Genomic DNA, 24,117 nt, shown 5'->3' with positions numbered 1-24,117 from the left:
TTCGGCGCAAAGTGACGGATCTTGCGGTTCAGCGCCACCCATCACCCACCCCGCACGATCTCCTCCACCAACGCCCGCGCACTCAGCGGCGCCGATCCCTCCGCGTGATTGGAGATCGTGACCAGCACCTCGTGTCCCGCCGCGGCGGTGGCGCGCATCACCTTCGACAGCACGGTGAGCGTCTCAGGATCCGGATCGACCCGCTCGTCATATCGCCCATACAGCCGCTGCGCGTCCTCATAGCCATACGGCCCATGCTTGCGATGCAGGTTCCACCGCGCCACCAACGGCCCCGGCCACAGGGCGCGCAGCAGCGGCAACTGCTCCTGGATCGGCGGCAGCTTGGGATGCAGGCCGAGGCAATAGACCGCGCCCGTGTCCTTCAGCAAGGCGACCAGATCCGGGCACAGCCATTCCGGATCGCGGACCTCGACCGCCAACACGGCGCCGGGCGGGCGATCTGCCGGCGGCGGGAGCGCGCGCAGCATCTGCCACAACCGGTCCATCTGCTCGGACATCCGCGCCAGCTGATCCAGCGGCAGGGGACTCAGCTGGAACACCAGCGCACCGGCCTTGGACCCCAGCCCCTCGAAGGCGGGTTCAACGAAAGTCTTCAGCGCCAGCGTCGGATTCAGGAAGGCTGCATTGGCCTGTCGGCCCCGCCCGTCTTCCGACCGCACCAGCGCGTCCGTCACCGCGCTGGGCGCCTTGACCATGAACCGGAAGTCTTCTGGCGCGAGGTTGGCATAGCGCTCGAACTGGCTGGCCGTCAGCGACTGATAGAAGCCCCGGTCGATGCCAACGGCCCGCAGCAGCGGGTGCTGGGCGTAGGCAGACAGCCCCTGCCGTGACAGCACCGATTCGCTGTGCTCCCCGGCCCAGACCTGTCCCTGCCAGCCGGGATAACTCCAGGAGGACGTACCGATGCGGATATGCGGGGAGAGCGCCGCCGCAAGTGCGAGATCGGTGTCCAGCGCGGGCGCGGCCGCCACACCGCCGCACCGGCGCGAGCGACGGTTCGCGCCATCTTCGGCGGCGACCGCGTCCGCCTTCGGGTGCGATTCGCCGAACTCACTCGGCAGCCCCACGCCTTCCAGCTCCTCCTGTAAGCCCTGAACATCCGACGCATCCGCTGCGTCCGCTGAACCGGGTGCGCTTGCTGCGCGTCGTGCGCCCGATGCACCCGTTGCGTCTCGCGCCTCGTCCTCCGCCGTCGCCGGTTTCTTTCGAGTCCGCCGCTCCGGCGCCACGACCGGCATGCCGAACAGGTCGACCCCGACGTCCGAAGCGTCCGAAGCGTCCCCCGCCGCGTCCGTTCCAGTGGCGGGGTCGCGGTGCAGGTCGGCGATGGGGGCGGTCGGATCCGAGCTCATGGCCCGGCAGCATAGCGCCACGGGCTACACTGCCGCGCGAACACGCACCATGACTGACTTTCACCCGATCCCCATGCCTGGCATTGACGCTGCGAATGCCGCGAATGCCACTCCGTGCGCCCATGGCGCTGCCGCGGGCGTCGCGCGCGCAGTGAGCGCCCCGGTCGCCGCAGCGGCCCCTGCAGACCCTGCCGACGAATACGCCATGCGCCTGGCCCTGGACCAGGCCCAGAACGCCTGGCTCGTCGGGGAGGTGCCGGTGGGCGCGGTGATCATGCGCGCCGGTCAGATCATCGCGACCGGCTACAACCGGCCCATCACCACCCACGATCCCACCGCCCATGCCGAGATCGTGGCCCTGCGCCATGCCGCACAACTGCTGGGCAACTACCGCCTGCCCGAGTGCGAACTGTTCGTCACCCTTGAGCCCTGCGCGATGTGCGCCATGGCCATGATGCATGCCCGCATCAAGCGCGTGGTGTTCGCGGCGCATGATCCCAAGACCGGCGTTGCCGGCTCGGTGCTGGACCTCTTTGCCCAGAAGCAGCTCAATCACCACACCGCGCTGGTGGGCGGTGTGCTCGCGGAACCCTCCGCCCAGCTGTTGCGCCAGTTCTTTGCCGAACGTCGTGAGGCGGCACGACAGCGCCGCCATGCCCAGCGCGTCGCGGAACAGACCGATCCGCTGGCCGCTCTGCGCGCTCCCTCGCAGATCGATCCGCTGGCCTCCGACATCCCCGTGGGCGAGGCCGAATACCTGCCCGTGGACACCCCCGATCCGCCTCCAACCGACCCGCAGCCATGAGCGACCTGATTCTCTACACCCCTTCCGGCGTTCTGGCGACCACGCCGCCCCTGCGCCGCGCCGCCAAGCGGCTGGGCGCCCTGGGCTTCAACGTCACCATCGACGAAGCGGCCACCGCCAAACACCAGCGTTTTGCCGGTGACGACGAGACCCGCCTGGCCGCGCTGCACCGCGTGGCCAAGGCCGCGCCCGACGTGGCGCTGGCCACCCGCGGCGGCTACGGCCTGACCCGGCTGCTCGACCAGATCAACTGGAAGCAGATGGGGCGCAGTGTGGAGAAGGGGACCCGCTGGGTCGGCCTGAGTGACCTGACCGCGCTGCACCTCGGCCTCCTGGCCCACACCCAGCAGATGAGCTGGGCCGGCCCGCTGGCCTGCGACGACTTCGGCCGTACCGAGGATGAAGGCGGCGTCGACGACATCACCCGCGACTGTTTCGTCGAAGCCATGGACGGATCGCTCGAAGCCGTGGGCTTTCGCACAGAGGCCGGTTTTGACGGCCTGGGCGTGCGTGGCACCCTATGGGGCGGCAACCTCGCCGTGCTGTGCTCGCTGCTGGGCACGCCGCATTTCCCACGCATCAAGAACGGCCTGCTGTTCCTGGAAGATGTGAACGAGCATCCCTATCGCATCGAGCGCATGCTGCTGCAGCTCCAGCAGGCCGGCGTGCTGGATGCGCAGAAGGCGGTCATCCTCGGCCATTTCACCGGCTGGAAGAAGTCGCCGCTGGACCGGGGCTACAACTTCAAGAGCTGTGTGGAAGCGCTGCGGGCACGCTGCAAGGTGCCGGTGCTGACTGGCCTGCCGTTCGGTCACGTGCCCACCAAGGTGTGTCTGCCGGTCGGTGCGAAGACCGAGCTGCTGGTGGAAGGCCACGATGTGTTTGTCGCCTGGGGGCATGTGGGGCATGGCGACCATGGCCACGACCATCCCCACCACGATCATCCGCATCACACCCATGACGATCCGCATGGGCACGATCACGATCATCACGGCCACAATCACTGACCCGCGGCGGTTGTTCGCCGAAGCTGTCTGAAAGCTGTTGGAGACACATCTCCAGACTTTCAGCCGGCAGGGCTCACGTATGATTTGGCAAGGGAACCTTCGCGGAATGCAGCGTCCTCGCGGACCGTCCGCCCAGGCAGCCCGGAAACAATTTGGCAATGCCGCGTCCAGAGGATGCGGCTTTGTGTTTTGAGGGGTGACGAATGTCGTCGGGACGGTGGAGTGAGGGGGACGGCGGGTGGCAACGCCTGGCCCGGCGGATGTGGGCCCTGTGCACGGCGGTCCTGCTCATCGGGCTGGCGGGCGCCGGCCTGAGCGGCTGCAACAACAGCCCCTACTGGGCGGGCGCGGGCAAGGAGAACACCCTGTTCATCTCCTTCGACGAACGCTCGCCGCGGTATCTGGATCCCACCTCGTCCTACACGGCCCCGGAAGGCGTCTACGTCTATCAGATCACCGAGCCGCTCTACGGCTACCACTACCTCAAGCGGCCGTACCAGCTGATTCCGCGCGCTGCCGCTGAGGTCGTCAAGCCCTACTATCTCGACGCGCAGGGCCAGCGACTGCCCGAGGACGCCCCGGCCGACAAGATCGCCTTGAGCATCTATGACGTGCCCATCCGCCCCGGCGTGATGTTCGCGCCCAGCCCGGCGTTTGCCCGGGATCCGCAGGGCCACTACTACTACCACCAGCTCACCGCCGGGCAGCTCGGCGACAAGCGTTCCCCCTGGCAGTTCGAGCATCAAGGCACCCGCGAACTGGTGGCGGACGACTTCGTCTACGCCCTCAAGCGCCACGCCACGCCCCGCACCGAAGCACCCATCTACGGCCTGTTCTCCGAACGCGTGCTGGGCCTGAAGGAATATGGCGCGCTGATCCGCCAGGAAAACGCCAAGCTGCTGCAAGGCCTGCCGGAGAGCACGAAGGACAAGCCCTTCCTGGACTTCCGCAAGTGGCCGCTGGAAGGCGCGGAGGCGGTGAATCCCCATCTGCTGCGCATCCGCATCAAGGGCAAGTATCCCCAGTGGTCGTACTGGATGGCCACGACCTTCCTCTCGCCCATTCCCTGGGAAGTGGACGCCTTCTATGCACAGAAGGGCATGGCCGAGCACGGCATCTCCTGGAACCAGTGGCCGGTGGGCACCGGGCCCTTCATGATGACCGAGTACGAGCAGGACCGCCGCCATGTGATGTCCCGCAATCCCAACTATCACGTGGACACCTACCCCTGCGACGGTAGCGAAGAAGACAAGGCCGCCGGCCTGCTGGCCGACTGCGGCAAGCGCCTGCCCTTCATCGACAAGGTCGTGGCGACGCTGGTGAAAGAGCGGGTGCCGCGCAAGGAGCTGTTCAAGCAGGGCTATCTGGACATTCCTGACCTGGAGCGCGGCGACTGGGGCGTGGAGTTCCTCGCCGACCAGAGCGACTCCGACGAGGTGGCCGCCTTCTTCCATGAGCGAGGCTTCCGCTTCCCGCGCGATACCGATCCCAACAGCTGGTACCTGGGCTTCAACTGGCTGGACCCGGTGGTCGGCGACGGCGCGACGCCGCAGCAGCATGAGCGCAACCGCAAGCTGCGTCAGGCGCTGTCCATGGCCATCGACTGGGAAGAGGGCTACGGCCAGATCTTCAAGAACCGCGGCGGCGTGGCTTCCTACGGCCCGGTACCGCCCGGCGTGTTCGGCTCGCGTGATGCCGAACCGGGCTATTTCAATCCGGTCACCCACAAGAGGGTGGACGGCAAGATCGTCCGCCGCTCACTGGAGGAAGCTCGTCAGCTGATGGTCGAAGCCGGCTATCCCGATGGCCGGGATGCCACCACTGGCCGTCCGCTGGTCCTCAACTACGACTTCATGCGGACCGTCACCCCCGAGGTGAAAGCCGAGAACGACTGGATGGTGAAGCAGTTCGCCAAGCTCGGTGTGCAGCTCGATGTGCGGGCCACCGACTACAACCAGTTCCAGGAAAAGGTTCGCCAGGGCAAGCATCAGATCTATTGGTGGGGCTGGTTCGCCGACTATCCGGATGCTGAGAACTTCCTCTTCCTGCTGTACGGACCGAACAGCAAGTCCAAGCACGAGGGCGAGAACTCCAGCAACTACCAGAACGACGAATACGACCGCCTTTTCCAGACGATGCAGACGCTGGACGACGGCCCGGAGAAGCGTCGCGTGATCGCCCGCATGATGGAGATCGTCCAGAAGGACGCGCCCTGGGCGGGCGGCTACTGGCCCTACACCGGCCAGGCCTTCCAGCACTGGATCTACAACGGCAAGCCCAGCATCGTGGTGCGGGACCCCGTCCGCTTCTACCGCCTTGATGCGGCCGAGCGAGACCGCCAGCAGGCCGAGTGGAACCGTCCGGTCTGGTGGCCGCTGCTGGTGCTGGTGCTCGGCGCCGTCGCCATCGTGTGGGCCACCCGTCGCAGCTTCATGGCCCGGGAGACCGCCACCGCGCGCGGCCGGGTTGCCGCCCCTGGAGGGGCCGACTGATGTTCAAGATCATTGCAAGACGGCTGGGCTACGGTCTGGCCATTCTCATCGGCGTCAACCTGCTGACCTTTCTGCTGTTCTTCACCGTCAACACGCCGGACGACATGGCGCGTCTGAACATCGGCGGCAAGCGGGTCACGCAGGAGCAGATCGACAAGTGGAAGGCCGAACGCGGGTATGACAAGCCGCTGTATTGGGACGACACCCAGCAGGGCAGCGCCCGGGTCACTCACACGGTGTTCTGGGAGCGCTCGGTCTCGCTGATGCTGCTGGACTTCGGCCGTTCGGATGCCCGTCAGGCGGTGGACATCGGCCACGAAATCAAGAAGCGCATGGGCGTGAGCCTGCAGCTGGCGGTGCCGCTCTTTGTGCTGCAGCTGATCATCAGCGTGGCGTTCGCGCTGCTGCTGACCTTCTTCCGCAACTCCCGCATCGACTTCTGGGGCGTGGTGCTGTGTGTGCTGATGCTGTCGATCTCCAGTCTCTTCTACATCATCGTCGGCCAGTTCTTCTTCTCCCGCATCCTGCGCCTGGTGCCGATCAACGGTTATGCGCCCGGCCTGGACGCCATCCGCTTCCTGGCGCTGCCCATTGCACTGTCGCTGCTGTCGCGGCTGGGCGGTGAGGCGCGGCTGTACCGCGCCATGTTGCTGGAAGAGGTGGGCAAGGACTATGTGCGCACTGCGCGAGCCAAGGGCCTGTCCGAGCCGGTGGTGCTGCGCCGCCATGTGCTGCGCAATGCCTTGATTCCGATCATCACCAGCGCCGGTGCCTATCTGCCGTATGTCTTCCTTGGCAGCCTGGTGTTCGAGAGCTTCTTCGGCATCCCGGGCCTCGGCGCGTTTGTGATCGATGCCATCACCGGTCAGGACTTTGCCATCGTGCGCACGATGGTGTTCCTGGGTGCTGTTCTGTATATCGCCAGCAATGCGCTGATCGACGTGGTCTACACCTGGGTCGATCCGCGGGTGCGGTTGAGCTGAGTCCGGAGGACGTCATGGGTTTCAAGATCGTCGTCCTGTGGACCGATGTGGCGCTGTGGCTGCTGCTGGCCGCGCTGCTGGGCTATGTGCTGCGGCTGGTGCGCCGGCCGCATCTGCGCACCAACTGGCAGCGGGTGCTGCGCGACCCGGTGGCGCTGAGTGCCGGCGTGGTGCTGCTGCTCTTCATCACCATCACCGCGCTGGACAGCGTGCATTTCCGGCGCGCCCTGCCGGACAGCCCGTCCGGCGAGCAGTTCTATGAAACGCGCACCCGCTCCATCCTGGATGTGATGCTGGCGCGGCAGCTGGACATGCGGGAGATCAGTTACTCCGCGCCGCTGGCCTATGCAGGCTTTAACAAGGATGCGGTGGCGCACGGCAGCGAGATCGTGCGCGAGTTCCCGCGGCTGACCTGGGGCGGGGCGCACCTCAAGGATCCGGCGACCGAATGGGTGGGGGACCTCACCCGCCGCGTCCTCACGGGCCTGGCCGGGGGCGCGCTGCTCAGCGCCTTGCTGGCGGCAGCGATGGCGGGTGTGCTCGCGCGCGGCCACGGCGGCTGGCGCACCGCCCTGCGCGACCTGCTGGCGGACCGCACCGACTACCCCTGGCGCGCCGCGCTGGCCACGCTGACCGTGGTGATGCTGCTGGCCGGACCGGTGGTGGCACTGATGGACCACTATCACGTCTTCGGCACCGACCAGACCGGCAACGACGTGCTCTATCAGGCGCTCAAGAGCGTGCGCACCGCCTTTGTGATTGGCGCGCTGTCCACCCTGGCGACGCTGCCGTTCGCGCTGGTGCTGGGCATCCTGGCCGGCTACTTCAAGGGCTGGGTGGATGAAGTCATCCAGTACTTCTACACCGTGCTGACCTCGGTGCCCAATGTGCTGCTGATCGCCGCCTGCGTGCTGATGGTCCAGGTGTTCCTGGACAAGCACCCCGAGGTCTTCCAGACCGGCGCGGAGCGGTCAGACCTGAAGATCTTCCTGCTCTGCGTGATTCTCGGGGTGACCGGCTGGGCCACGCTGTGCCGCCTGGTGCGCGGCGAAACGCTGAAGCTGCGCGAATCCGATTTCGTGCAGGCTGCCACCGCCTTTGGCGTGTCGGACACCCGCATCATGATGCGGCACATCGTGCCCAACGTGATGCACCTGGTGCTGATCAGCCTGGTGCTGAACTTCTCCGACCTGATCCTGTACGAGGCGGTGCTGACCTATGTGGGCGTCGGCGTGGACCCGACGATGAACAGCTTCGGCGGGATGATCAACCTCGCTCGCTCGGAAATGAGCCGCGACCCGGTGGTGTGGTGGAGCTTTGCCGCGGCCTTCGGCTTCATGGTGAGCCTGGTGCTGGCCGCCAACCTGTTCGCCGACGGCGTGCGGGACGCCTTCGATCCGCGCTCGCGCAAGCTGCGTCCCCAGTGGCTGGCGCTGAAGGCCCGCCGCGCGGCGGCCCAGAAAGCCGCGGACGATGCGCAGCGCGCCGCTTCCTCCCAGCCGCAAGCCTGAGGTCCCCATGCTGAAGATTGAAGACATCAAGGTGCATCTGGATGCCGAGGCCGGGCTGGTCCGGGCCATTGACGGCATGCGCCTGACCCTCTCGCGCGGACAGACCTTTGCGCTGGTGGGCGAATCCGGCTGCGGCAAGAGCATGACCGCGCTGGCGCTGATGCGCCTGCTGCCGGACAACGGCCGCATTGCCGACGGCCGGCTGGACCTGGACGGCCAGGACCTGTTCGACCTGAGCGAAGCCCGCATGCGGGACGTGCGCGGCGGCCGGATCGGCATGATCTTCCAGGAGCCGGGCACCAGCCTGAATCCGGTGATGAAGGTGGGCGACCAGATCGTCGAGGCCATCGAGGCCCATACCGCCCTGCGCGGTGCGGCGGCCCGTGCCAAGGCGGTGGACTGGCTGCGCCGCGTTGGCATTCCGGAGCCGGAGCGCCGCATCGACGACTATCCCTTCCGCATGTCGGGCGGCCAGAAGCAGCGGGTGATGATCGCCATGACGCTGGCGGCCGAGCCGGACTATCTGATTGCCGACGAGCCGACCACCGCGCTGGATGTGACCATCCAGGCGCAGATCCTGGACCTGCTCAAGGACCTGCAGCGCGAGCGGGGCCTGGGCCTGCTGCTGATCACGCACGACCTCGGTGTCGTGTCGGGCATGGCCCATCAGGTGGCACTGATGTATGCCGGGCAGATCGTGGAAGTGGCTCCGGCACAGGACTTTTTCGCCGCACCGCGCCACCCGTATGCGCGGCTGCTGCTCAAGGCGCTGCCGGATGCGGACCGCCGCGGGGAGCCGCTCGCGGCGATTCCCGGGACGGTGCCGCCGCTGTGGCAGGACTTTGACGGCTGCCGCTTCGCGCCCCGCTGCGACCGGGTGATGGTGCACTGCGGGTCGACCTGCCCGTCGCTCTCGGCGGTGCCGGACCGGCCGCTGGGGCATGAAGTGCGATGCCTGCTCTATACCGATCCGCGGGAGGCACTGCCCCGGGCGGCGCTGCCCATGGCGGATGCCAGCGCGGAGCCGGCTGCATCGGCGGCTGCATCTGCGACTGCCACTAGGCCCTTGCTGCTGGAGGTCAAGGATCTGAAGGTCCGTTATCCGCTGTCGCGCGGCCTGCTGGGTGGCAGCAAGAAGTGGTTTGATGCGGTGGGGGGCGTGTCCTGGTCCATCGAGGCCGGACGGACGCTGGCGTTGGTGGGCGAGTCCGGCTGCGGCAAGACGACCACCGGCAAGGCCATCGTGCAGCTGCTGCGACGTGTCGCGACGATCGAAGGCCAGGCGTGGCTGCATCCGGCGGTGGATCGGTCGAAGGCCGGGCAGGGCGCTGCGCCGCAGGACCTGTTCGCGCTGGATGGCGAAGCGCTGCGCGACGCCCGTCGTCAGGTGCAGATCATCTTCCAGGATCCGTTTGCGTCGCTGAATCCGCGGCTGCGGGTACAGGAGGTGCTGGAGGAGGGCCTGCTGGCGCTCCGGCCGGAACTCGATGCAGGCGCCCGTCAGGCGCTGCTGCATGACCTGGTCGATCAGGTGGGTCTGCGCCGGGATGCGCTCGGCCGTTTCCCGCATGAATTCTCCGGCGGCCAGCGTCAGCGGATCGCCATCGCGCGGGCGCTGGCGGTGCAGCCGCGGCTGATCGTCTGTGACGAGCCGACGTCCGCCCTGGATGTGTCGGTCCAGGCGCAGATCCTGAACCTGCTGCGGGAGCTGCAGCGGCAGCGTGGCCTGTCCTTCCTGTTCATCACCCACAACATCGGGGTGGTGGAGTACATCGCCGACAACGTGGCGGTGATGCAGGCGGGCCGCATCGTCGAGGCGGGCAACTGCAGCCAGGTGCTGGGCAGTCCGCAGCAGGCGTACACCCGCACCTTGCTGGCGGCGGTGCCTCGGGTCGTGCAGCGTCCCGCAGCGGCCTGAACGGCCCCATCCCGCACGCGCATCGGCGCGGACGTCACTCCACGAAAAGCCTCGCGATGGTTCGCGGGGCTTTTTTATTTGCAGTATGTCGATATTCGAAATCGGTCGTGTCGATATTCCTGCATTTCTGCCGGTAAAGCATCTGCCATACCCCCGCTGATATTCGTGCGTCGCCCGCGCTCCCACGAACATTACCGAGGCATGTGTCGAAATTGACAACGAATCTGCAATCCGCCGCAGAAGAAAACGAGCCGTTTTGCCCTCGTCTGGCCCCTCGCCATTCGCCTGTGAAGCGCTTGCATGCACGACTGTTGTGCAGACCGCCCAAAACAAGGGCGAACCTGTGCGCCAAATTGGTTAGTTAAAGTGCGATATACGCGCGAAAGTATTCAAAAGTTGGACCAACCGAAAACAAACGCACAGCGCAGCGCGCGTCCTACGAAGTTCGTGCGATCCGCGTCGTCGCATCAACGCAACGGAAAACAACATTCGCACACTCGTACTTACCCGCAAAAAACCGTGACTTGAGGCACTTCCGGCCTCGCTCTAGGGGTTCACCTGAGGAGGCTTCACCTTCCAGAAATCACACTTCATCGCACCTAAATCTGAGATGGATGCTCAGGCACGGGTCTGACCTTTATCGAGGTCTGCCAAGTGTTCACAACACGTCACGAGTGTTTCTGGAAAAGGAGTTTCCAATGTTCAAACGCAAGAGCGTCAATCTTGCCGCGCTGCTGGCGCTGGGTATCGCGCTACCCGCCGTCGCCCAGCAGCAACTCGACAGGGTCGAAATTACCGGGTCGTCGATCAAGCGGATCGATGCCGAAACCGCGCTGCCGGTCAGCGTGATCTCCCGGGACAACATCGACAAGAGCGGTGTGTCCAACGTGCAGGAGCTGGTGGACCGCCTGAGCTACAACAACGGCGGCGGCATTGCGCTGGGTCAGTCGATTGGTGACTCGTCGGCCACCGGCCAGACCGGTGCTTCGCTGCGCGGCCTGGGTCGTTCCCGCACCCTGGTGCTGCTCAACGGCCGTCGTCTGCCGATCTACCCGTTCAGCGGTCAGGGCGTGGACCTGAACTCGGTGCCCCTGGCGGCCATCGAGCGCATCGAAGTGCTGCGTGACGGTGCTTCGGCGACTTACGGTTCCGACGCCATCGGCGGCGTGATCAACTTCATCACCCGCAAGGACTGGCAGGGCGGCGAAATCAGCGCCAGCCTGGAAGTGCCGCATGGCGTGGGCGATGTCGCTTCGCTGGCCGGTGGCTTCGGCGTGGGCGACCTGTCCAAGCAGAAGTTCAACATCCTGGGCACCTTCAACTACCAGAAGTACGACCCGATCCGCGCCAAGGACCGGGGCTTCGCCAGCACCGGCAATCGTCCGGACCTGGGCATCGTGAAGGACTCGGGCAACACCTTCCCCGCGAACGCCTCCATCCCCAATGCAGCCGGCAACATCTATGTGCCGGGCGCCGCCAACTATCCGCTGTGCAATGCACCGGACAGCTTCAAGGGTTCGGCCAACTGCCGCTACGACTACACCCACTACATCGACCTGGTGCCTGAGCAGGAGCGTTATGGCACCTTGCTGAAGGGCACGCTGGCGGCCGACGAGAACAACACCCTGTTCACCGAACTGGCCTACAGCCGCAACGAAATCACCCTGGGTTCGTCGCAGACGCCCTCGACCACCACCGGCAAGCCGGCCTACCGCTATCCGGGCGGCGGCAAGTGGTACCCGACCGCCGCCGTGGACGCGGTGCAGCCGGGCTATCGCGGTGACCTGATCATCAACTGGCGTATCGTGGACGGCGGCCAGCGTCGCGACAAGGTCACCAGCGAAGTGCTGCGCACCGTCGTGGGCGCGGAAGGCACGCTGGGCGGTTTTGATTACAAGACCGCCTTCACCTACGCAGAAGGCAAGGCCCGTGACGACTTTGTCAGCGGCATCTATTCGGACTCGCGTCTGGTGGCTGCGCTGAAGACCGGTCTGATCAACCCCTTCGGCCCCAACGACGCCGCCGGCCTGGCCGCGCTGAAGTCGGCGGAACTGTCGGGCAACAACCGCAAGTCCAAGACCAGCAACACCGGCGTGGACTTCACGCTGTCGCGTGAGCTGTTCAATGTCGGCGCGGGCAACATGGGTGCCGCCATCGGTGGCGAATTCCGCAAGGAAAAGTACAACGACGGCTACTCCGAGATTGCAGGCTCCGGCGACATCGTCGGTGGCTCCGGCAATGCCGGCAAGGTGACGGGTCAGCGCGACATCAGCGGCATCTTCGGCGAATTCAACTTCCCGGTTCTGAAGAGCCTGGAGCTGAACGCCGCGGTCCGTTATGACCGTTACAGCGGCACCAAGGGCGAATCGCGCGACGGCTCGTTCACCTCGCCGTCGGTCTCCTCCACCAGCCCGAAGATCGCCCTGCGCTTCACCCCGATGCCGGGCCTGCTGTTCCGCGCGTCCTACGGCAAGGGCTTCCGTGCCCCGGCCCTGGACAACATGTACGCACCGTCCGCCGGCACGAACACGGGCAGCAACTACACCGACCCGTTCTATGACGCGATCGTCGGTTGCGCCAAGTCGCCCAACACGGACCACTGCGACACGCAGCTGACCGCCGTGAACAACAGCAACCCCAAGCTGAAGCCCGAGAAATCGAAGTCCTTCAACCTGGGTCTGGTGTTCGAGATGATCAAGGACACCACGATGGAGGTGAACTACTTTGACATCAAGATCACGAACGGCATCCGCGCGCTGACCGGTGACGACATCCTGAAGGACTGGTTTGCCAAGCGGACCGGCCCGACGACCAGCAGCTCGGTGTATGCCAACCGTCTGGTCATCGACCCGACCACCGGCTACCTGAACTACGTCAATGCGTCGCAGGAAAACGTGGGTCAGGCCCGCGTTGCCGGCTTCGACCTGAACGCCAAGACCCGTGTGCGTTCCGAATGGGGTACCTTCACCCCGGGCTGGGAAGGCACCCTCCTGACCAAGAGCACCGAAACCAACGTCGTCACCAACGAGGAAGTCGACAATCTCGGCAAGTATGCGGTGGGTGGCCCGGTGATCAAGTTCAAGCAGACCTTCACGCTGGACTGGGACAAGGGCAACTGGGGCATGGGCGTGCGCTACTACCGTCAGAACTCCTACACGGACTATGGCGACGAGCGCACCGTCAAGGCCTACGATCTGGTCGACTTCCAGGCGCTGTACCGCGGTGTCAAGAACATGACCTTCACCATGGGCTTCCGCAACCTGTTCGACAAGAAGCCGCCGGTCACCGTGCAGGAAGACTACTTCCAGGTCGGTTTCGACCCGACCTACGCCGACGTGAAGGGCCGCACCTTCTATCTGCGTGGCAAGTACGCCTTCTGATCGATGAGAGGACCGGCCTGAGTCGATCAGGCCGGGTCTTGCATCAGGGCAGGCCCTCCGGGGCCTGCCCTTGTTTTATGCGTATGCTGTCCGCTGAGTGGGCGGCGGCATCCGCGGACGAGAATGTCATGAACTATCTGAATCCAGATCTGGACCTGGCGGCATTGGGGCAGACCTTGCGCAGCACCGGCCGTGTGCAGATCCGCAATTTCTTTTCCAGGGAAGTGGCGGATGCGCTGGATCAGGCCCTGCAGCGCATTGACTGGCAATTGGTCTACCGCGATCTGAATGGCGATCGCCGATTGACCGGCGAGCAACTGCGCAGCCTCACCGCTGAGCAGCGTTGGCAATTGACCGAAGGCATTCATTCCGTTGCCCGGGAAGGCTTTCAGTTTTCCTTCTTTTCCGACTCGCTGGTGGAGGCGCTGCAAAAGGGCCGGTCTGACCTGCTGGCGCGTTTCATGCGCTACATGGCGGAGGAGGACTTCCTCTCCGTCATGCGAGAACTCAGCGGTGATGCCAGCATCAAAGGCGTCTATGCGCAGGCGACGATGTACTCCCGCGGCAACTTCCTGACTGCACACGACGACCATGTCGAGCGCGAGGATCGGCGTCTGGCGTATGTCATCAATCTGACACGCCAATGGAGCCCGGACTGGGGCGGCCTGCTGCACTTCACGGCCGAAGATGGCTCGGTGCTGGACACCTTCTATCCCCACTTCAATTCACTCTCTCTATTCACCGTGCCGCAGTCGCATTTCGTTTCGTATGTACCGCCGTACGCCATGGGGGAGCGCCAGGCGATCACCGGCTGGCTGATTGCAGCGCCGCAGCAGGGCTCAATCCCAGCGCCGGGAGCGTGATTTGCCCTCACATCGCCGGGAGCGTGATTTGCCCTCACATCGCCGGGGTGCGAGACGATGGGTGACTACGGAGAAACGCGAGTACGAACCCGACGATTTTCCGATAAATTGACGGAATTGCAGTGATGGACGGCATGCGCACGTCAGTCAGTCCTCGCGGGTTGGCAGGTGCGAAAATTGCGTCTTCGTTTGGGATGGTGGGGTGGTCGGACCGGTTGAAAGATCGGTCGCATGGGGAAAGCACTGACTCGGTGCAGACCCCGGACGAGCACCATACCAGTAAGATACCAGGTGATTCGGCAAGGCCATGAGCGGCCTTGGATGACGCGTCCAATTGTTCGGGCAAACCCCAGGCAAGAGCGCAAGTCCAAGTCGTTTATGATCAGCGTCGCGCAAGGTAGTCGGGTATGTAGTTTTGCTACACATCCAGACCAGTCCTTGAGACGCCCGCGGCCACAAGCCGACGGGCATTTTTGTTGAGTCGGGTTCGTATCGTGCCCAGGGTTTCGGTTCTTCGTGTGTGTCCATCCTGCATTCGGCGGGGCGGCGATCTTCGGCACTGATGGCCGTTGCACCACCGTTCCCTGCCGTCCGCACAGCCGGCAAGACAGGCGCTGCTGACCCTCGGGGCCGCGGCGCGAACGCCTGATCAGCCTGGCTGTGTTGAGTCGAACTCCCCTTTAGTCTCGATGAAAGAAATTCGCAGTTTGATGAAGGAGCGCGCATGAACTTTGCGCAGGATAAAGGCGGGTCGTCGCGCCTGACGGGCTTTGGCCTCGTCGTACTGGTGCACGTCCTGATCATCGGCGCCCTGGCCAGCGGTCTCGCGACCAAAGTCAAGGAAGCCATCAAGGGCCCCATCGATGTGAAGGTCGTCGAGGAAAAGGTCAAGCCGCCGCCTCCTCCGGAGAAGGTGGTGCCGCCCCCGCCCGACATCAAGGCCCCCCCGCCGCCGTTCGTGCCGCCGCCTGAAGTGGTGGTGACCGCGCCGCCGCCGGTGAATACGCCTGCCCCGCAGGTGACCACCACGCCGCCGCCGGCTCAGGAATTCAAGCCGGCGGCGCCCCCGGCAGCACCGGCACCTCCGGCACCGCCCGTGGCGGGTCCCCGCAAGGCCATCGGCAACTGCACCAAGATGGGCAAGCCCGAAATGCCGGCCCTGAACTGGTCCGGTCAGGCTTCCTACAAGGCCACGTTCAACGTGAAGGGCGGCCGCGTCACCGACGTGCAGTTCCAGACCCTGCGCGGCGCCAACGACCGCAAGGCTGAACGTGCCATGAAGAATGCGATTGAAGCCGCGCTGAGGGACAGCTATGAATGCCCGGGAGACATGCTCCTGGAGCAGGAATTCGTCTTCAGCATGGATTGAGGCGCCGGACTTCCGCCGCCCCATTGATCGAACACCGGGACGCCTGACGCGTCCCGACCCTCTCAACCTGAGTTCAAGACTTTTTGCGTAGGAGCTAACTCCATGATCTCTCGTCTGTCTGCCTTGTTTGCGGCCGTTGCATGCGCCGCGACCCTGGCCGTGTCCCCCCTGGCCGCTCAGGCACAGGACGCTGCCTCTGCCGCCGCTTCCGGCGCTGAAATGACTGCTGCTCCTGCCGCTGACACCGCTGCTCCGGCCGTCGCTCCTGAAGCGGCTGCCCCGGCCCCTCACACCGAGAAGGTCGACAACCCTTACAGCCTGGGCAACATCGTCGCCCACGGCAACATCGTGGACCAGATCGTTCTGGCCATCCTGTTCATCATGTCGCTGGGTTCGTGGTACATCCTGTTCACGAAGCTGTGGGACACCTCCAAGATCGCTCGCGAAGCCAAGGAAGTCCGCGCCACCTTCTTCAAGAAGGCCTCGCTGGCTGAAGGCATCAAGGGCCTGAGCGAAACCGGCGCCTTCCGCTACATCGCCCAGACCGGCGTGGAAGCTTCGGATCATCACGAAGGTGCCCTGACCGAAAACATCGACCACAACACCTGGGTGACGATGAACATCGACCGCGCTGTCGGCGAAGTGAACTCGCGCCTGCAAGGCGGCCTGGGCTTCCTGGCCACCGTCGGCTCGACCTCTCCCTTCATCGGCCTGTTCGGTACCGTGTGGGGCATTCTGCAGGCCCTGACCCAGATCGGCGTGGCTGGCCAGGCTTCGATCGACAAGGTGGCCGGCCCCGTGGGCGCCGCACTGATCATGACCGCCATCGGTCTGGGCGTGGCTGTGCCGGCCGTGCTGGGCTACAACTGGCTGGTCAACCGCAACAAGTCGGTGATGGGTCAAGTGCGTGCCTTCGCTGCTGACCTGCACGGCGTCCTGATGGGCAGCCGCAAGGTCGCTGGCCGTTAATACTCGAAGTCCCGGAGACTCAATATGGGGATGAACGTAGGTTCGTCCGGTGGCGATGACGAGGTGGTCTCCACCATCAACACCACGCCCCTCGTGGACGTGATGCTGGTGTTGTTGATCATCTTCCTGATCACCGTTCCCGTGGTGACGCAATCGGTGGGGGTGACCCTGCCGAAAGAGACGAATGCCGTCCGCGTCACGAAGCCGGAGAACATCGAAATTGCGGTGACCAAGGAAGGCGACATCTACTGGGGCGTGCAACTAGTGCCGGATACCGAGACACTGGTCAATCGTCTGAAGAAGGTGGCGGTTCTGAATCCTCAACCGGAAGTCCACATCCGTGGCGACGAGAAATCGCGCTACGAGAACGTGGGCAAGGTGATGTTTGCGTGCCAGCGCGCGGGCATCATGTCCATCAAGTTTGTCACCGAGCCCCCGGCTCGTGGCGGTTGAAGGAGCTGAACAATGGGTATGAATGTTGGAAGCTCCAGCGGTAGCGACGAACCAGAAACCATGCTGGACGTCAACACGACGCCGCTGATCGACGTGATGCTGGTGCTGCTGGTGATGCTCATCATCACCATCCCGATCCAGCTGCACTCGGTCAACCTGGACATGCCTCCGCCCAACAAGAACACTCCGCCGACGGAGCCGATCGTGCACGAAGTGGCGATCGACTTTGACGGCACCGTGTTGTGGGACGGTGTGGCACTGCCCAGCCATGCGGCGCTGGAGTCCAAGCTGTCGGAAGTCGTGGCGATCCCGGACCAGCCGGAAGTGCACATCAAGCCGAACAAGCTGGCCGAATATGGCTATGTGGCGACGGTGATGGCCTCTGCGCAGCGCCTGGGCGTCAAGAAGATGGCCATGGTCGGGAACGAACAGTTCATCAACTGATGACGGCCTGATTCGGTGTTGGAACAGAACGCGCTGCCCGCGAGGGCGGCGCGTTTTTCTTCTTAGGAGAGCAAGCGAATGAAACTGAAACTGCTGGCCACTGCCGCCGTTGGGGCCGCGGCCCTGATCCTCGGTCAAACGCCCGAAGGCACGCTCGGCGTGATGTCTCAGGCCTCCGCCCAGGTGCGCCCCGATGTGGGCAAGCACCTGAAGGCTGCCTCTGACCTGCTCAAGGCAGGCAAGGCGGTCGAGGCCATGGGCAAGATCCGTGAAGCCGAAGCCGTCCCGGGCCGCAATGCCGACGAGAACGCTGCGCTGGAAGGCCTGCGCATTTCCGCTGCTTCGCGTACTGGCGATGCCGATGCCATGGTCAAGGGCTTTGACGCCCTGAACGCGGCAGGCCGTCTGCCAGCGGCGCAGAAGCTGCCGATGATGGAATCCATCGCCGGCACCTACCTGCGCGCTGGCAACACCGCCAAGGCGCTGGATTGGGCCAACAAGTACTTCGCCGCCGGTGGCACCAGTGCCACCGTGAAGCAGATCCAGGCCAGCGCCCAGATGAAGTCGGGCGATGTGGGTCCGATGCTGAAGGATGCGCTGGCGGAAATCGCCGCTGACGAAAAGGCCGGTCGCGCACCGTCCCAGCAGTCGCTGAACACCGCGCAGTGGGCTGCGAACAAGAAGGGCGACACCGCCCTTGAATCGCAGATCATCCAGAAGCAGCTGAACTACTACCCGACCAAGCAGCTGTGGGCGGCCGTGCTGGGCAACCTGCAAAGCAAGAAGGGCTTCAGCGCTTCACGCTATCAGACCGATGTGCTGCGCCTGCGTCTGGCGACCGACAACATGACCGGTGCCAACGACTACATGGAGCTGGCTCAGCTGGCCGGTGCTGCGGGCTTCCCGGAAGAAGGCAAGAAGGCCCTGGAGAAGGGCTTTGCTGCCGGCGTGCTGAAGCCGACCGACGACAACGGTCGTCCGAAGCGTCTGGCTGACCTGCTCGACAAGCGCGTGGCGGATGCCGTGGCGGCTCAGGCCGCCAACGAGCAGTCGGCCCGTGCCGACCGCGCCGGTGACGATCTGGTGAAGCTGGGTCTGGCCCAGGTGCAACGTGGCCAGAAGGCCGCCGGCCTGAAGCTGGTGGATGAAGGCATGGCCAAGGGCAACTTCAAGCGCCCGGACGATGCCAAGCTCTACCAGGGTCTCGCCCAATACCTGGCCGGCGAAACCGCCAAGGCGCAAGCCACGTGGCGCGCCGTCAAGGGTACCGATGGCTCGGCCGATCTGGCGGGCCTGTGGCTGGTCGTGTCGCGTTCCGGCAAGAAGTGATGGCTTGAACTGCCGGGCGGGTGCAAGCCCGCCGGACGGTTCTCCATGAAAAAACCCCCTGGGCGCAAGCCGCAGGGGGTTTTTCTTTTGCAGACGCCGATCAGCGCGGCGCCAGACGGATGGCGCCGTCCAGGCGGATCACCTCACCGTTGAGCATGTCGTTGGTGATGATCTGATGCACCAGCTTGGCATAGTCTTCCGGACGGCCCAGGCGCGAAGGGAAGGGCACGCTGGCAGCCAGCGCGTCCTGCACCTCCTGCGGCATGCCGAACAGCATCGGCGTGCCGAAGATGCCCGGCGCGATCGTCATGTTGCGGATGCCGTTGCGGGCCAGGTCCCGGGCGATCGGCAGCGTCATGCCCACCACGCCGCCCTTGGAGGCCGCATACGCCGCCTGCCCGATCTGGCCGTCATAGGCGGCCACCGAGGCGGTGGAGATCATCACGCCGCGCTCGCCGGTGGCTTCTGGATCGTTCTTGCACATCGCCTCTGCCGCGAGGCGGATCATGTTGAAGCTGCCGATCAGGTTCACCTGAATCACCTTCGAGAAGGCGGCCAGCGAATGCGCGCCATCTTTGCCCACCGTCTTGGCGGCGGGTGCAATGCCGGCGCAGTTCACCAGACCCATCAGCTTGCCGCGGCCGACGGCGGTGGCGACCACGGCCTGCGCATCCGATTCCTGGCTCACATCGCACTTCACGAACACGCCGCCCAGCTCATGGGCCAGCGCCTCGCCGCGCTCCGCCTGCAGGTCGGCAATGACCACCTGGCCGCCTTCACGGGCCAGCATCCGGGCCGTGCCTTCGCCCAGGCCCGAGGCGCCGCCGGTAACGATGAAAACCTTGTTGGCAATATCCATGTTTGTCTCCTTCCGTTGACGTTAACGTCAATTGTGATGTGAAAAAAAGGCGACCGATGGGGTCGCCTTCTTGAGAGGGGGTGAGGCGCGAGCCGACCGTCCCTCGCAGACGGATCAGGCCAGCGCGGTCAGTGCGCGCGCGGTGATCTCGTCGACCGAGCCGATGCCTTCGATGCGGCGGTATTGCGGGGCCTGTGCGTCGCCGCTGGCCGCCCAGCGGGAGTAGTAGTCCACCAGCGGGCGGGTCTGCGACTGATAGACCTCCAGGCGCTTCTTGACGGTTTCTTCCTTGTCGTCGTCACGCTGGATCAGGTCTTCACCGGTCACGTCGTCCTTGCCTTCAGTCTTGGGCGGATTGAACTTCAGGTGATAGCTGCGACCCGACGCCGGATGCACGCGGCGACCGCTGATGCGCTCAATGATGGCTTCATCCGGCACGGCGATTTCCAGCACGAAGTCCAGCTTCACGCCGGCGGCCTTCATGGCGTCGGCCTGCGGAATGGTGCGGGGGAAACCGTCGAACAGGAAACCCTTGGCGCAGTCCGCCTGGGTGATGCGTTCCTTGACCAGACCGATGATGATGTCGTCGCTGACGAGGCCGCCAGCGTCCATCACCTTCTTGGCTGCGAGGCCCATTTCGGTTCCAGCTTTCACCGCCGCACGCAGCATGTCGCCGGTGGAGATTTGCGGGATGCCGAACTTTTGGCAGATGAAGGCTGCCTGGGTGCCTTTGCCGGCGCCAGGGGCGCCCAGAAGAATCAGTCGCATGGGTCTCCTCGATACAGGGAAGAAGGCGCGTCACGGCTGAAGCAGACGTGACGCGCCCTCGAAAACTGCGGGCGAGGATAGCATGCGCAGGCCTTCACTCCGCTGACGGGCATTCCCTGCCCGTCGTTTCAGGGGACGGAGGCGGCGCCTGTCAGAAGGGCACGCACACGCGCCAGGTCTTCAGGCGTGTCCACGCCGGGACCGGGCCGCTCGTCGCTGACGAAGACCGCAATGCGCTCGCCGTGCCACAGCACCCGCAGCTGCTCCAGCGCCTCGATCTGCTCCAGCGGGCTGACCGGCAGGGTGGGGAAGCGGCGCAGGAAGCCGGCCCGATAGGCATAGAGGCCCACATGGCGCATCACGGCGCCCGGGCGGATGCGGGCACCGCCGCCGGGGGCGTCTCGCCACCACGGAATGGGTGCGCGGGAAAAATACAGCGCCAGACCCTGTGCGTCCGTTACCAGCTTCACCACATTCGGATTGGCGAATTCAGCGTCGTCATCGATGGCGTGGGCCACCGTGGACATCTGGCATTGCGGACGCTGCGCCAGCAGCTCGGCGCACGCGCGGATCATGCCGGGCGCGATCAGCGGTTCGTCGCCCTGCACATTCACCACCAGCGCGTCGTCGGGCAGGCCGAGCTGCTCGCAGGCCTCGGCCAGACGGTCGCTGCCACTGGCGTGATCGGCACGGGTCATCAACGCCCGCACCCCATGGGTGTCGCAGGCCTGACGGACCTCTTCGGAGTCGGTCGCCACCACCACCTGCGCAGCGCCCGCCAGGGCGGCGCGACGCGCCACCTGGACGATCATCGGCAGGCCGGCGATGTCCGCCAGCGGCTTGTTGGGCAGGCGCGTGGATGCAAGCCGCGCCGGGATGATGATGTGGAAGGGCAGCGCACCCGTCGCGGGGCCGGCAGTGGTGCCGGCCGTGCCGGCGGGGCTCATGCCCCGTCGCCCTCGGCGTCCAGCACGCGGGCCTCACTGGCCAGCATCACCGGAATGCCATCGCGCACCGGAAAAGCCAGGCGGTCCGCCGGGCACACCAGTTCGCGCGCCGGCAGGGCCTTGCCGGCGGTGTCGGCATGGCGACGGTCTTCCAGTGGGCCCTTGCAGACGGGGCACACCAGCATGTCAAGAAGTCTTTGGTCCATCAGGCAGCAGGCGCGACAGCTCGTTGAGCAGCGCCTCCTCAAATGCAGGTTCGGGCTGGAAGTCTAGCGCCACCACCCAGATGCGACAGCCTTGGAGCGCCTCCGGGCGCAATTTCACGGCGTCTTTTTCGGTGATGACGACCTCATCGGTGCGCGCCCAGGGCAACGGATCGAGCGAGGCATGGTCGGGCAGGGGCAGGGCGCGGAAGCTCAGGCCCTGGTCGCCCAGCATGTCGAAGAAGCGCTGCGGACGGGCCAGACCCGCCGCGGCGATCAGTGGTTTGCCGCGCAGCGCGTGCAGGCGCTCCAGGCGGGGCGCTTCGCCACGCCACCAGTCGGCCAGCGCGGTGGCGCCAGCGAGCTGCCTCACGCCCACGTAGCCGGGCAGGCCGGTGCTGCGCAGGCCCGTCGAATAGAGCACCAGCTGCCGGTTGCTGCTGCCCGGCGGGGGCGGCAGCTGACGGGACTGCCGCAGCGGACCGGCCGGCAGCAGACGGCCATTGGCCAGGCCGCGCTCATCGAAGACCAGCACGCTCAGCTGGCGCGGCAGGCGCCAGTGTTGCAGGCCATCGTCGGAGATCAGCACCTGCACCTCCGGATGGGCGGTCAGCAGTGCCTGCGCCGTGGCCACACGGTCCCGGCCAACGGCCACGGGCACCCGGGCACGCAGATGGATCATCAGGGGTTCGTCGCCGACATCGGCTGCGCGGTCGCCGTCCTGCAGGACGCGGATGCGCTGGTCGTCGGCCCGGCCGTAGCCGCGGGAAATCACACCGGCGCGGATGCCGGCGCGTGCGAGGATGGCCAGGATGGCGAGGGTGGTGGGGGTCTTGCCGGCGCCGCCGACGACCCAGTTGCCGACCACCACCACCGGCACGGGCAGGCGTGCCGCCCGTTTGAGTCCGAGCCGATAGAGCGCCACCTTCAGCCGAAGCACGCCGGCATGCAGGGCACCGAGCGGACGCAGCCAGAACGCCAGGCGGTCGTTGTCCCGCCAGGCGCGCTGCAGGCGCTCTTCCAGCGAGCCCGGGTTCATTCCCGGGGCTTGTTGGCGGCGAAGGTCAGCCGCGGCAGGTTGGCGCGGCGGGCCGCATCCATCACGTTGACCACGGCCTGGTGCGGCGTGGCGGCATCCGCGGAGATGATCAGCACCGGCTCCTGCTTGCCCTGCGTGGCGGCCTGCAGAGCGGCAGCGAGCAGATCCACGCTGCGGCCTTCCACCGGCTGGCTGTCAATGGCGTAGCGGCCGTCCGCCGAGATGGCCACGATGATTTCCGCCGGGCGGTCTTTCATCGCCTGCGCATCGGCGGTGGGGAGCGTCACCTGGAGTTCCGTGAACTTCGAGTAGGTGGTCGAGAGCATCAGGAAGATGAGCACGACCAGCAGCACGTCGATGAACGGGATCAGGTTGATCTCCGGCTCCTCGCTCTGGCGACGGCGGAACTTCATTTCGTCGGCGCCTTGCTGGAGGAACGCACCGCCGGGGCGGCCGCGGCCGTGCTCGCCGAGGAGGCCGCAGCGGCGCTGGAGCCGCTCAGCGTGCGGCTGGTCAGCTGATTCAGCAGACGCTCGCTGGCCTGTTCCATGTCGATGACATAGCCTTCCACCCGGCCACGGAAGTAGCGGTAGAACATCAGCGACGGAATGGCCACGATCAGGCCGAAGGCGGTGTTGTAGAGCGCAATCGAGATGCCGTGCGCCAGCAGCGTCGGATTGTTCCCGGTGGGACCCTGGCTGCCGAAGATCTCGATCATGCCGACCACCGTGCCCAGCAGCCCCAGCAGCGGAGCTGCAGCGGCCACGGTGCCCAGCGTGTTGAGGTAGCGCTCCATCTGATGGATGGCATGGCGGCCCGCGAGTTCAAACACCTGACGCAGGCGCGGCTCGGGCAGGCGCGGGTCGGTCTGCGCGGCACGCAGGCCGGAAGCGAGCACCTGGCCCAGCAGCGAATTCTCGGCCAGCTTGTTGACCACATCACCGCTCGGGATCTGGAACTGGGTCACGCCCAGTACTTCCTCGATCAGGCTCTCCGGCGCAACGCGGCTGGCGCGCAGGCTCACGAGACGTTCGATGATCAGGGCCAAGGCCACCACGGAACACAGCAGCAAGGGCCAAATGGGCCATCCGGCGGCTTGTATGATCGAAAACAAGGCAATCCCTCCGTTCGGGCCACTCCAGCCCGGCGGGCGCATTATGGCGCCTCAAGACCCTGTCGCCGAGCTTCCGCGCGGTCTCCCACACAAGACCTTACAAACATCCACCATTCCTGTGGATAACTTTGTGGGAAACCTCGTGATCAAGCGCGACATGGCCCGTCTCCAAGGGACAAAGATTGGCTTGCTCCAAATTTCAGCAGGAAAAAGCTTTTGAAAAACAAGCGCTTATCGATCTGTGACGGTCGTATGACGGGCAAAGTGGCCCGCGGGACCAGCATTGGCGCG

21 protein-coding genes are annotated in these 24,117 nt (G+C 65.4%); 13 read left to right on the top strand and 8 right to left on the bottom strand.

Features of this window, described 5'->3' with window-relative positions:
• Window positions 1-41: 41 nt before the first annotated feature.
• A complete protein-coding gene (locus FHS28_RS06195) occupies window positions 42-1,373 on the bottom strand; it encodes a DUF72 domain-containing protein (protein ID WP_310736741.1) in 1,332 nt (443 codons plus the stop codon).
• Between the two features lie 205 nt (window positions 1,374-1,578).
• Here FHS28_RS06195 and tadA point away from each other — a divergent pair, with 205 nt between their 5' ends.
• From tadA to FHS28_RS06130, 13 genes are all read left to right on the top strand, one after another.
• Window positions 1,579-2,178, top strand: a complete 600-nt coding sequence (gene tadA / locus FHS28_RS06190; protein WP_246409657.1) for a tRNA adenosine(34) deaminase TadA — start codon at window positions 1,579-1,581, stop codon at window positions 2,176-2,178.
• The gene (locus FHS28_RS06185; protein WP_088448604.1) at window positions 2,175-3,185 is read left to right on the top strand and encodes an LD-carboxypeptidase; all 1,011 of its coding nucleotides are present in this window, start codon (window positions 2,175-2,177) and stop codon (window positions 3,183-3,185) included. The genes tadA and FHS28_RS06185 overlap by 4 nt, the downstream gene beginning before the upstream one ends.
• Window positions 3,186-3,388: 203 nt before the next feature.
• Entirely contained in the window at window positions 3,389-5,677 is a 2,289-nt protein-coding gene (locus FHS28_RS06180; RefSeq protein WP_246409523.1) for an ABC transporter substrate-binding protein, read from the top strand.
• A complete protein-coding gene (locus tag FHS28_RS06175; protein ID WP_088448606.1) occupies window positions 5,677-6,660 on the top strand; it encodes an ABC transporter permease in 984 nt (327 codons plus the stop codon). The genes FHS28_RS06180 and FHS28_RS06175 overlap by 1 nt, the downstream gene beginning before the upstream one ends.
• Before the next feature lie 14 nt (window positions 6,661-6,674).
• On the top strand, window positions 6,675-8,171 hold the full coding sequence (locus tag FHS28_RS06170; protein ID WP_088448607.1) for an ABC transporter permease: 1,497 nt from the start codon (window positions 6,675-6,677) through the stop codon (window positions 8,169-8,171).
• A gap of 7 nt (window positions 8,172-8,178) precedes the next feature.
• Window positions 8,179-10,089: an ABC transporter ATP-binding protein gene (locus FHS28_RS06165; RefSeq protein ID WP_088449660.1), complete on the top strand. Its 1,911-nt coding sequence runs from the start codon at window positions 8,179-8,181 to the stop codon at window positions 10,087-10,089.
• Window positions 10,090-10,787: 698 nt separating this feature from the next.
• Window positions 10,788-13,469, top strand: a complete 2,682-nt coding sequence (locus FHS28_RS06160) for a TonB-dependent receptor (protein WP_184294240.1) — start codon at window positions 10,788-10,790, stop codon at window positions 13,467-13,469.
• A gap of 128 nt (window positions 13,470-13,597) precedes the next feature.
• Window positions 13,598-14,332, top strand: a complete 735-nt coding sequence (locus FHS28_RS06155; protein WP_184294238.1) for a 2OG-Fe(II) oxygenase — start codon at window positions 13,598-13,600, stop codon at window positions 14,330-14,332.
• Between the two features lie 724 nt (window positions 14,333-15,056).
• Window positions 15,057-15,701, top strand: a complete 645-nt coding sequence (locus tag FHS28_RS06150) for an energy transducer TonB (protein ID WP_088448610.1) — start codon at window positions 15,057-15,059, stop codon at window positions 15,699-15,701.
• Between the two features lie 102 nt (window positions 15,702-15,803).
• Entirely contained in the window at window positions 15,804-16,670 is an 867-nt protein-coding gene (locus tag FHS28_RS06145) for a MotA/TolQ/ExbB proton channel family protein (RefSeq protein ID WP_088448611.1), read from the top strand.
• A 24-nt stretch (window positions 16,671-16,694) separates the two neighbouring features.
• Window positions 16,695-17,123 carry an ExbD/TolR family protein gene (locus tag FHS28_RS06140; protein ID WP_058935833.1) on the top strand — a complete coding sequence of 143 codons (429 nt, stop codon included), beginning with the start codon at window positions 16,695-16,697 and terminating at the stop codon, window positions 17,121-17,123.
• Between the two features lie 12 nt (window positions 17,124-17,135).
• The gene (locus tag FHS28_RS06135) at window positions 17,136-17,567 is read left to right on the top strand and encodes an ExbD/TolR family protein (protein ID WP_184294236.1); all 432 of its coding nucleotides are present in this window, start codon (window positions 17,136-17,138) and stop codon (window positions 17,565-17,567) included.
• Between the two features lie 78 nt (window positions 17,568-17,645).
• Entirely contained in the window at window positions 17,646-18,896 is a 1,251-nt protein-coding gene (locus FHS28_RS06130; protein WP_088448613.1) for a hypothetical protein, read from the top strand.
• Between the two features lie 100 nt (window positions 18,897-18,996).
• Here FHS28_RS06130 and FHS28_RS06125 read toward each other — a convergent pair whose 3' ends face one another.
• From FHS28_RS06125 to FHS28_RS06095, 7 genes are all read right to left on the bottom strand, one after another.
• Entirely contained in the window at window positions 18,997-19,755 is a 759-nt protein-coding gene (locus tag FHS28_RS06125) for a 3-hydroxyacyl-CoA dehydrogenase (RefSeq protein WP_088448614.1), read from the bottom strand.
• A gap of 114 nt (window positions 19,756-19,869) precedes the next feature.
• Window positions 19,870-20,523: an adenylate kinase gene (gene adk / locus FHS28_RS06120; protein WP_088448615.1), complete on the bottom strand. Its 654-nt coding sequence runs from the start codon at window positions 20,521-20,523 to the stop codon at window positions 19,870-19,872.
• A 128-nt stretch (window positions 20,524-20,651) separates the two neighbouring features.
• Entirely contained in the window at window positions 20,652-21,470 is an 819-nt protein-coding gene (gene kdsB, locus FHS28_RS06115) for a 3-deoxy-manno-octulosonate cytidylyltransferase (RefSeq protein WP_246409522.1), read from the bottom strand.
• Window positions 21,467-21,676: a Trm112 family protein gene (locus FHS28_RS06110; RefSeq protein ID WP_088448616.1), complete on the bottom strand. Its 210-nt coding sequence runs from the start codon at window positions 21,674-21,676 to the stop codon at window positions 21,467-21,469. The genes kdsB and FHS28_RS06110 overlap by 4 nt, the downstream gene beginning before the upstream one ends.
• Window positions 21,657-22,712 carry a tetraacyldisaccharide 4'-kinase gene (gene lpxK, locus FHS28_RS06105; RefSeq protein WP_088448617.1) on the bottom strand — a complete coding sequence of 352 codons (1,056 nt, stop codon included), beginning with the start codon at window positions 22,710-22,712 and terminating at the stop codon, window positions 21,657-21,659. The genes FHS28_RS06110 and lpxK overlap by 20 nt, the downstream gene beginning before the upstream one ends.
• Entirely contained in the window at window positions 22,709-23,125 is a 417-nt protein-coding gene (locus FHS28_RS06100; protein WP_088448618.1) for an ExbD/TolR family protein, read from the bottom strand. The genes lpxK and FHS28_RS06100 overlap by 4 nt, the downstream gene beginning before the upstream one ends.
• Window positions 23,122-23,826 carry a MotA/TolQ/ExbB proton channel family protein gene (locus tag FHS28_RS06095; RefSeq protein WP_088448619.1) on the bottom strand — a complete coding sequence of 235 codons (705 nt, stop codon included), beginning with the start codon at window positions 23,824-23,826 and terminating at the stop codon, window positions 23,122-23,124. Before FHS28_RS06095 ends, FHS28_RS06100 begins: the two co-directional genes overlap by 4 nt.
• Between the last annotated feature and the right edge of the window lie 291 nt (window positions 23,827-24,117).

The organism is Roseateles terrae (assembly GCF_014192155.1).
Lineage (GTDB): Bacteria > Pseudomonadota > Gammaproteobacteria > Burkholderiales > Burkholderiaceae_C > Roseateles > Roseateles terrae.
This window is presented reverse-complemented; position numbering and strand designations above follow the sequence as displayed.

What these genes read in the sequence shown, in the direction of transcription:
- FHS28_RS06195 (WP_310736741.1), bottom strand. Translation starts at nt 1,373, where the DNA reads ATGAGCTCGGATCCGACCGCCCCCATCGCCGACCTGCACCGCGACCCC.
- tadA (WP_246409657.1), top strand. Translation starts at nt 1,579, where the DNA reads ATGCGCCTGGCCCTGGACCAGGCCCAGAACGCCTGGCTCGTCGGGGAG.
- FHS28_RS06185 (WP_088448604.1), top strand. Translation starts at nt 2,175, where the DNA reads ATGAGCGACCTGATTCTCTACACCCCTTCCGGCGTTCTGGCGACCACG.
- FHS28_RS06180 (WP_246409523.1), top strand. Translation starts at nt 3,389, where the DNA reads ATGTCGTCGGGACGGTGGAGTGAGGGGGACGGCGGGTGGCAACGCCTG.
- FHS28_RS06175 (WP_088448606.1), top strand. Translation starts at nt 5,677, where the DNA reads ATGTTCAAGATCATTGCAAGACGGCTGGGCTACGGTCTGGCCATTCTC.
- FHS28_RS06170 (WP_088448607.1), top strand. Translation starts at nt 6,675, where the DNA reads ATGGGTTTCAAGATCGTCGTCCTGTGGACCGATGTGGCGCTGTGGCTG.
- FHS28_RS06165 (WP_088449660.1), top strand. Translation starts at nt 8,179, where the DNA reads ATGCTGAAGATTGAAGACATCAAGGTGCATCTGGATGCCGAGGCCGGG.
- FHS28_RS06160 (WP_184294240.1), top strand. Translation starts at nt 10,788, where the DNA reads ATGTTCAAACGCAAGAGCGTCAATCTTGCCGCGCTGCTGGCGCTGGGT.
- FHS28_RS06155 (WP_184294238.1), top strand. Translation starts at nt 13,598, where the DNA reads ATGAACTATCTGAATCCAGATCTGGACCTGGCGGCATTGGGGCAGACC.
- FHS28_RS06150 (WP_088448610.1), top strand. Translation starts at nt 15,057, where the DNA reads ATGAACTTTGCGCAGGATAAAGGCGGGTCGTCGCGCCTGACGGGCTTT.
- FHS28_RS06145 (WP_088448611.1), top strand. Translation starts at nt 15,804, where the DNA reads ATGATCTCTCGTCTGTCTGCCTTGTTTGCGGCCGTTGCATGCGCCGCG.
- FHS28_RS06140 (WP_058935833.1), top strand. Translation starts at nt 16,695, where the DNA reads ATGGGGATGAACGTAGGTTCGTCCGGTGGCGATGACGAGGTGGTCTCC.
- FHS28_RS06135 (WP_184294236.1), top strand. Translation starts at nt 17,136, where the DNA reads ATGGGTATGAATGTTGGAAGCTCCAGCGGTAGCGACGAACCAGAAACC.
- FHS28_RS06130 (WP_088448613.1), top strand. Translation starts at nt 17,646, where the DNA reads ATGAAACTGAAACTGCTGGCCACTGCCGCCGTTGGGGCCGCGGCCCTG.
- FHS28_RS06125 (WP_088448614.1), bottom strand. Translation starts at nt 19,755, where the DNA reads ATGGATATTGCCAACAAGGTTTTCATCGTTACCGGCGGCGCCTCGGGC.
- adk (WP_088448615.1), bottom strand. Translation starts at nt 20,523, where the DNA reads ATGCGACTGATTCTTCTGGGCGCCCCTGGCGCCGGCAAAGGCACCCAG.
- kdsB (WP_246409522.1), bottom strand. Translation starts at nt 21,470, where the DNA reads ATGAGCCCCGCCGGCACGGCCGGCACCACTGCCGGCCCCGCGACGGGT.
- FHS28_RS06110 (WP_088448616.1), bottom strand. Translation starts at nt 21,676, where the DNA reads ATGGACCAAAGACTTCTTGACATGCTGGTGTGCCCCGTCTGCAAGGGC.
- lpxK (WP_088448617.1), bottom strand. Translation starts at nt 22,712, where the DNA reads ATGAACCCGGGCTCGCTGGAAGAGCGCCTGCAGCGCGCCTGGCGGGAC.
- FHS28_RS06100 (WP_088448618.1), bottom strand. Translation starts at nt 23,125, where the DNA reads ATGAAGTTCCGCCGTCGCCAGAGCGAGGAGCCGGAGATCAACCTGATC.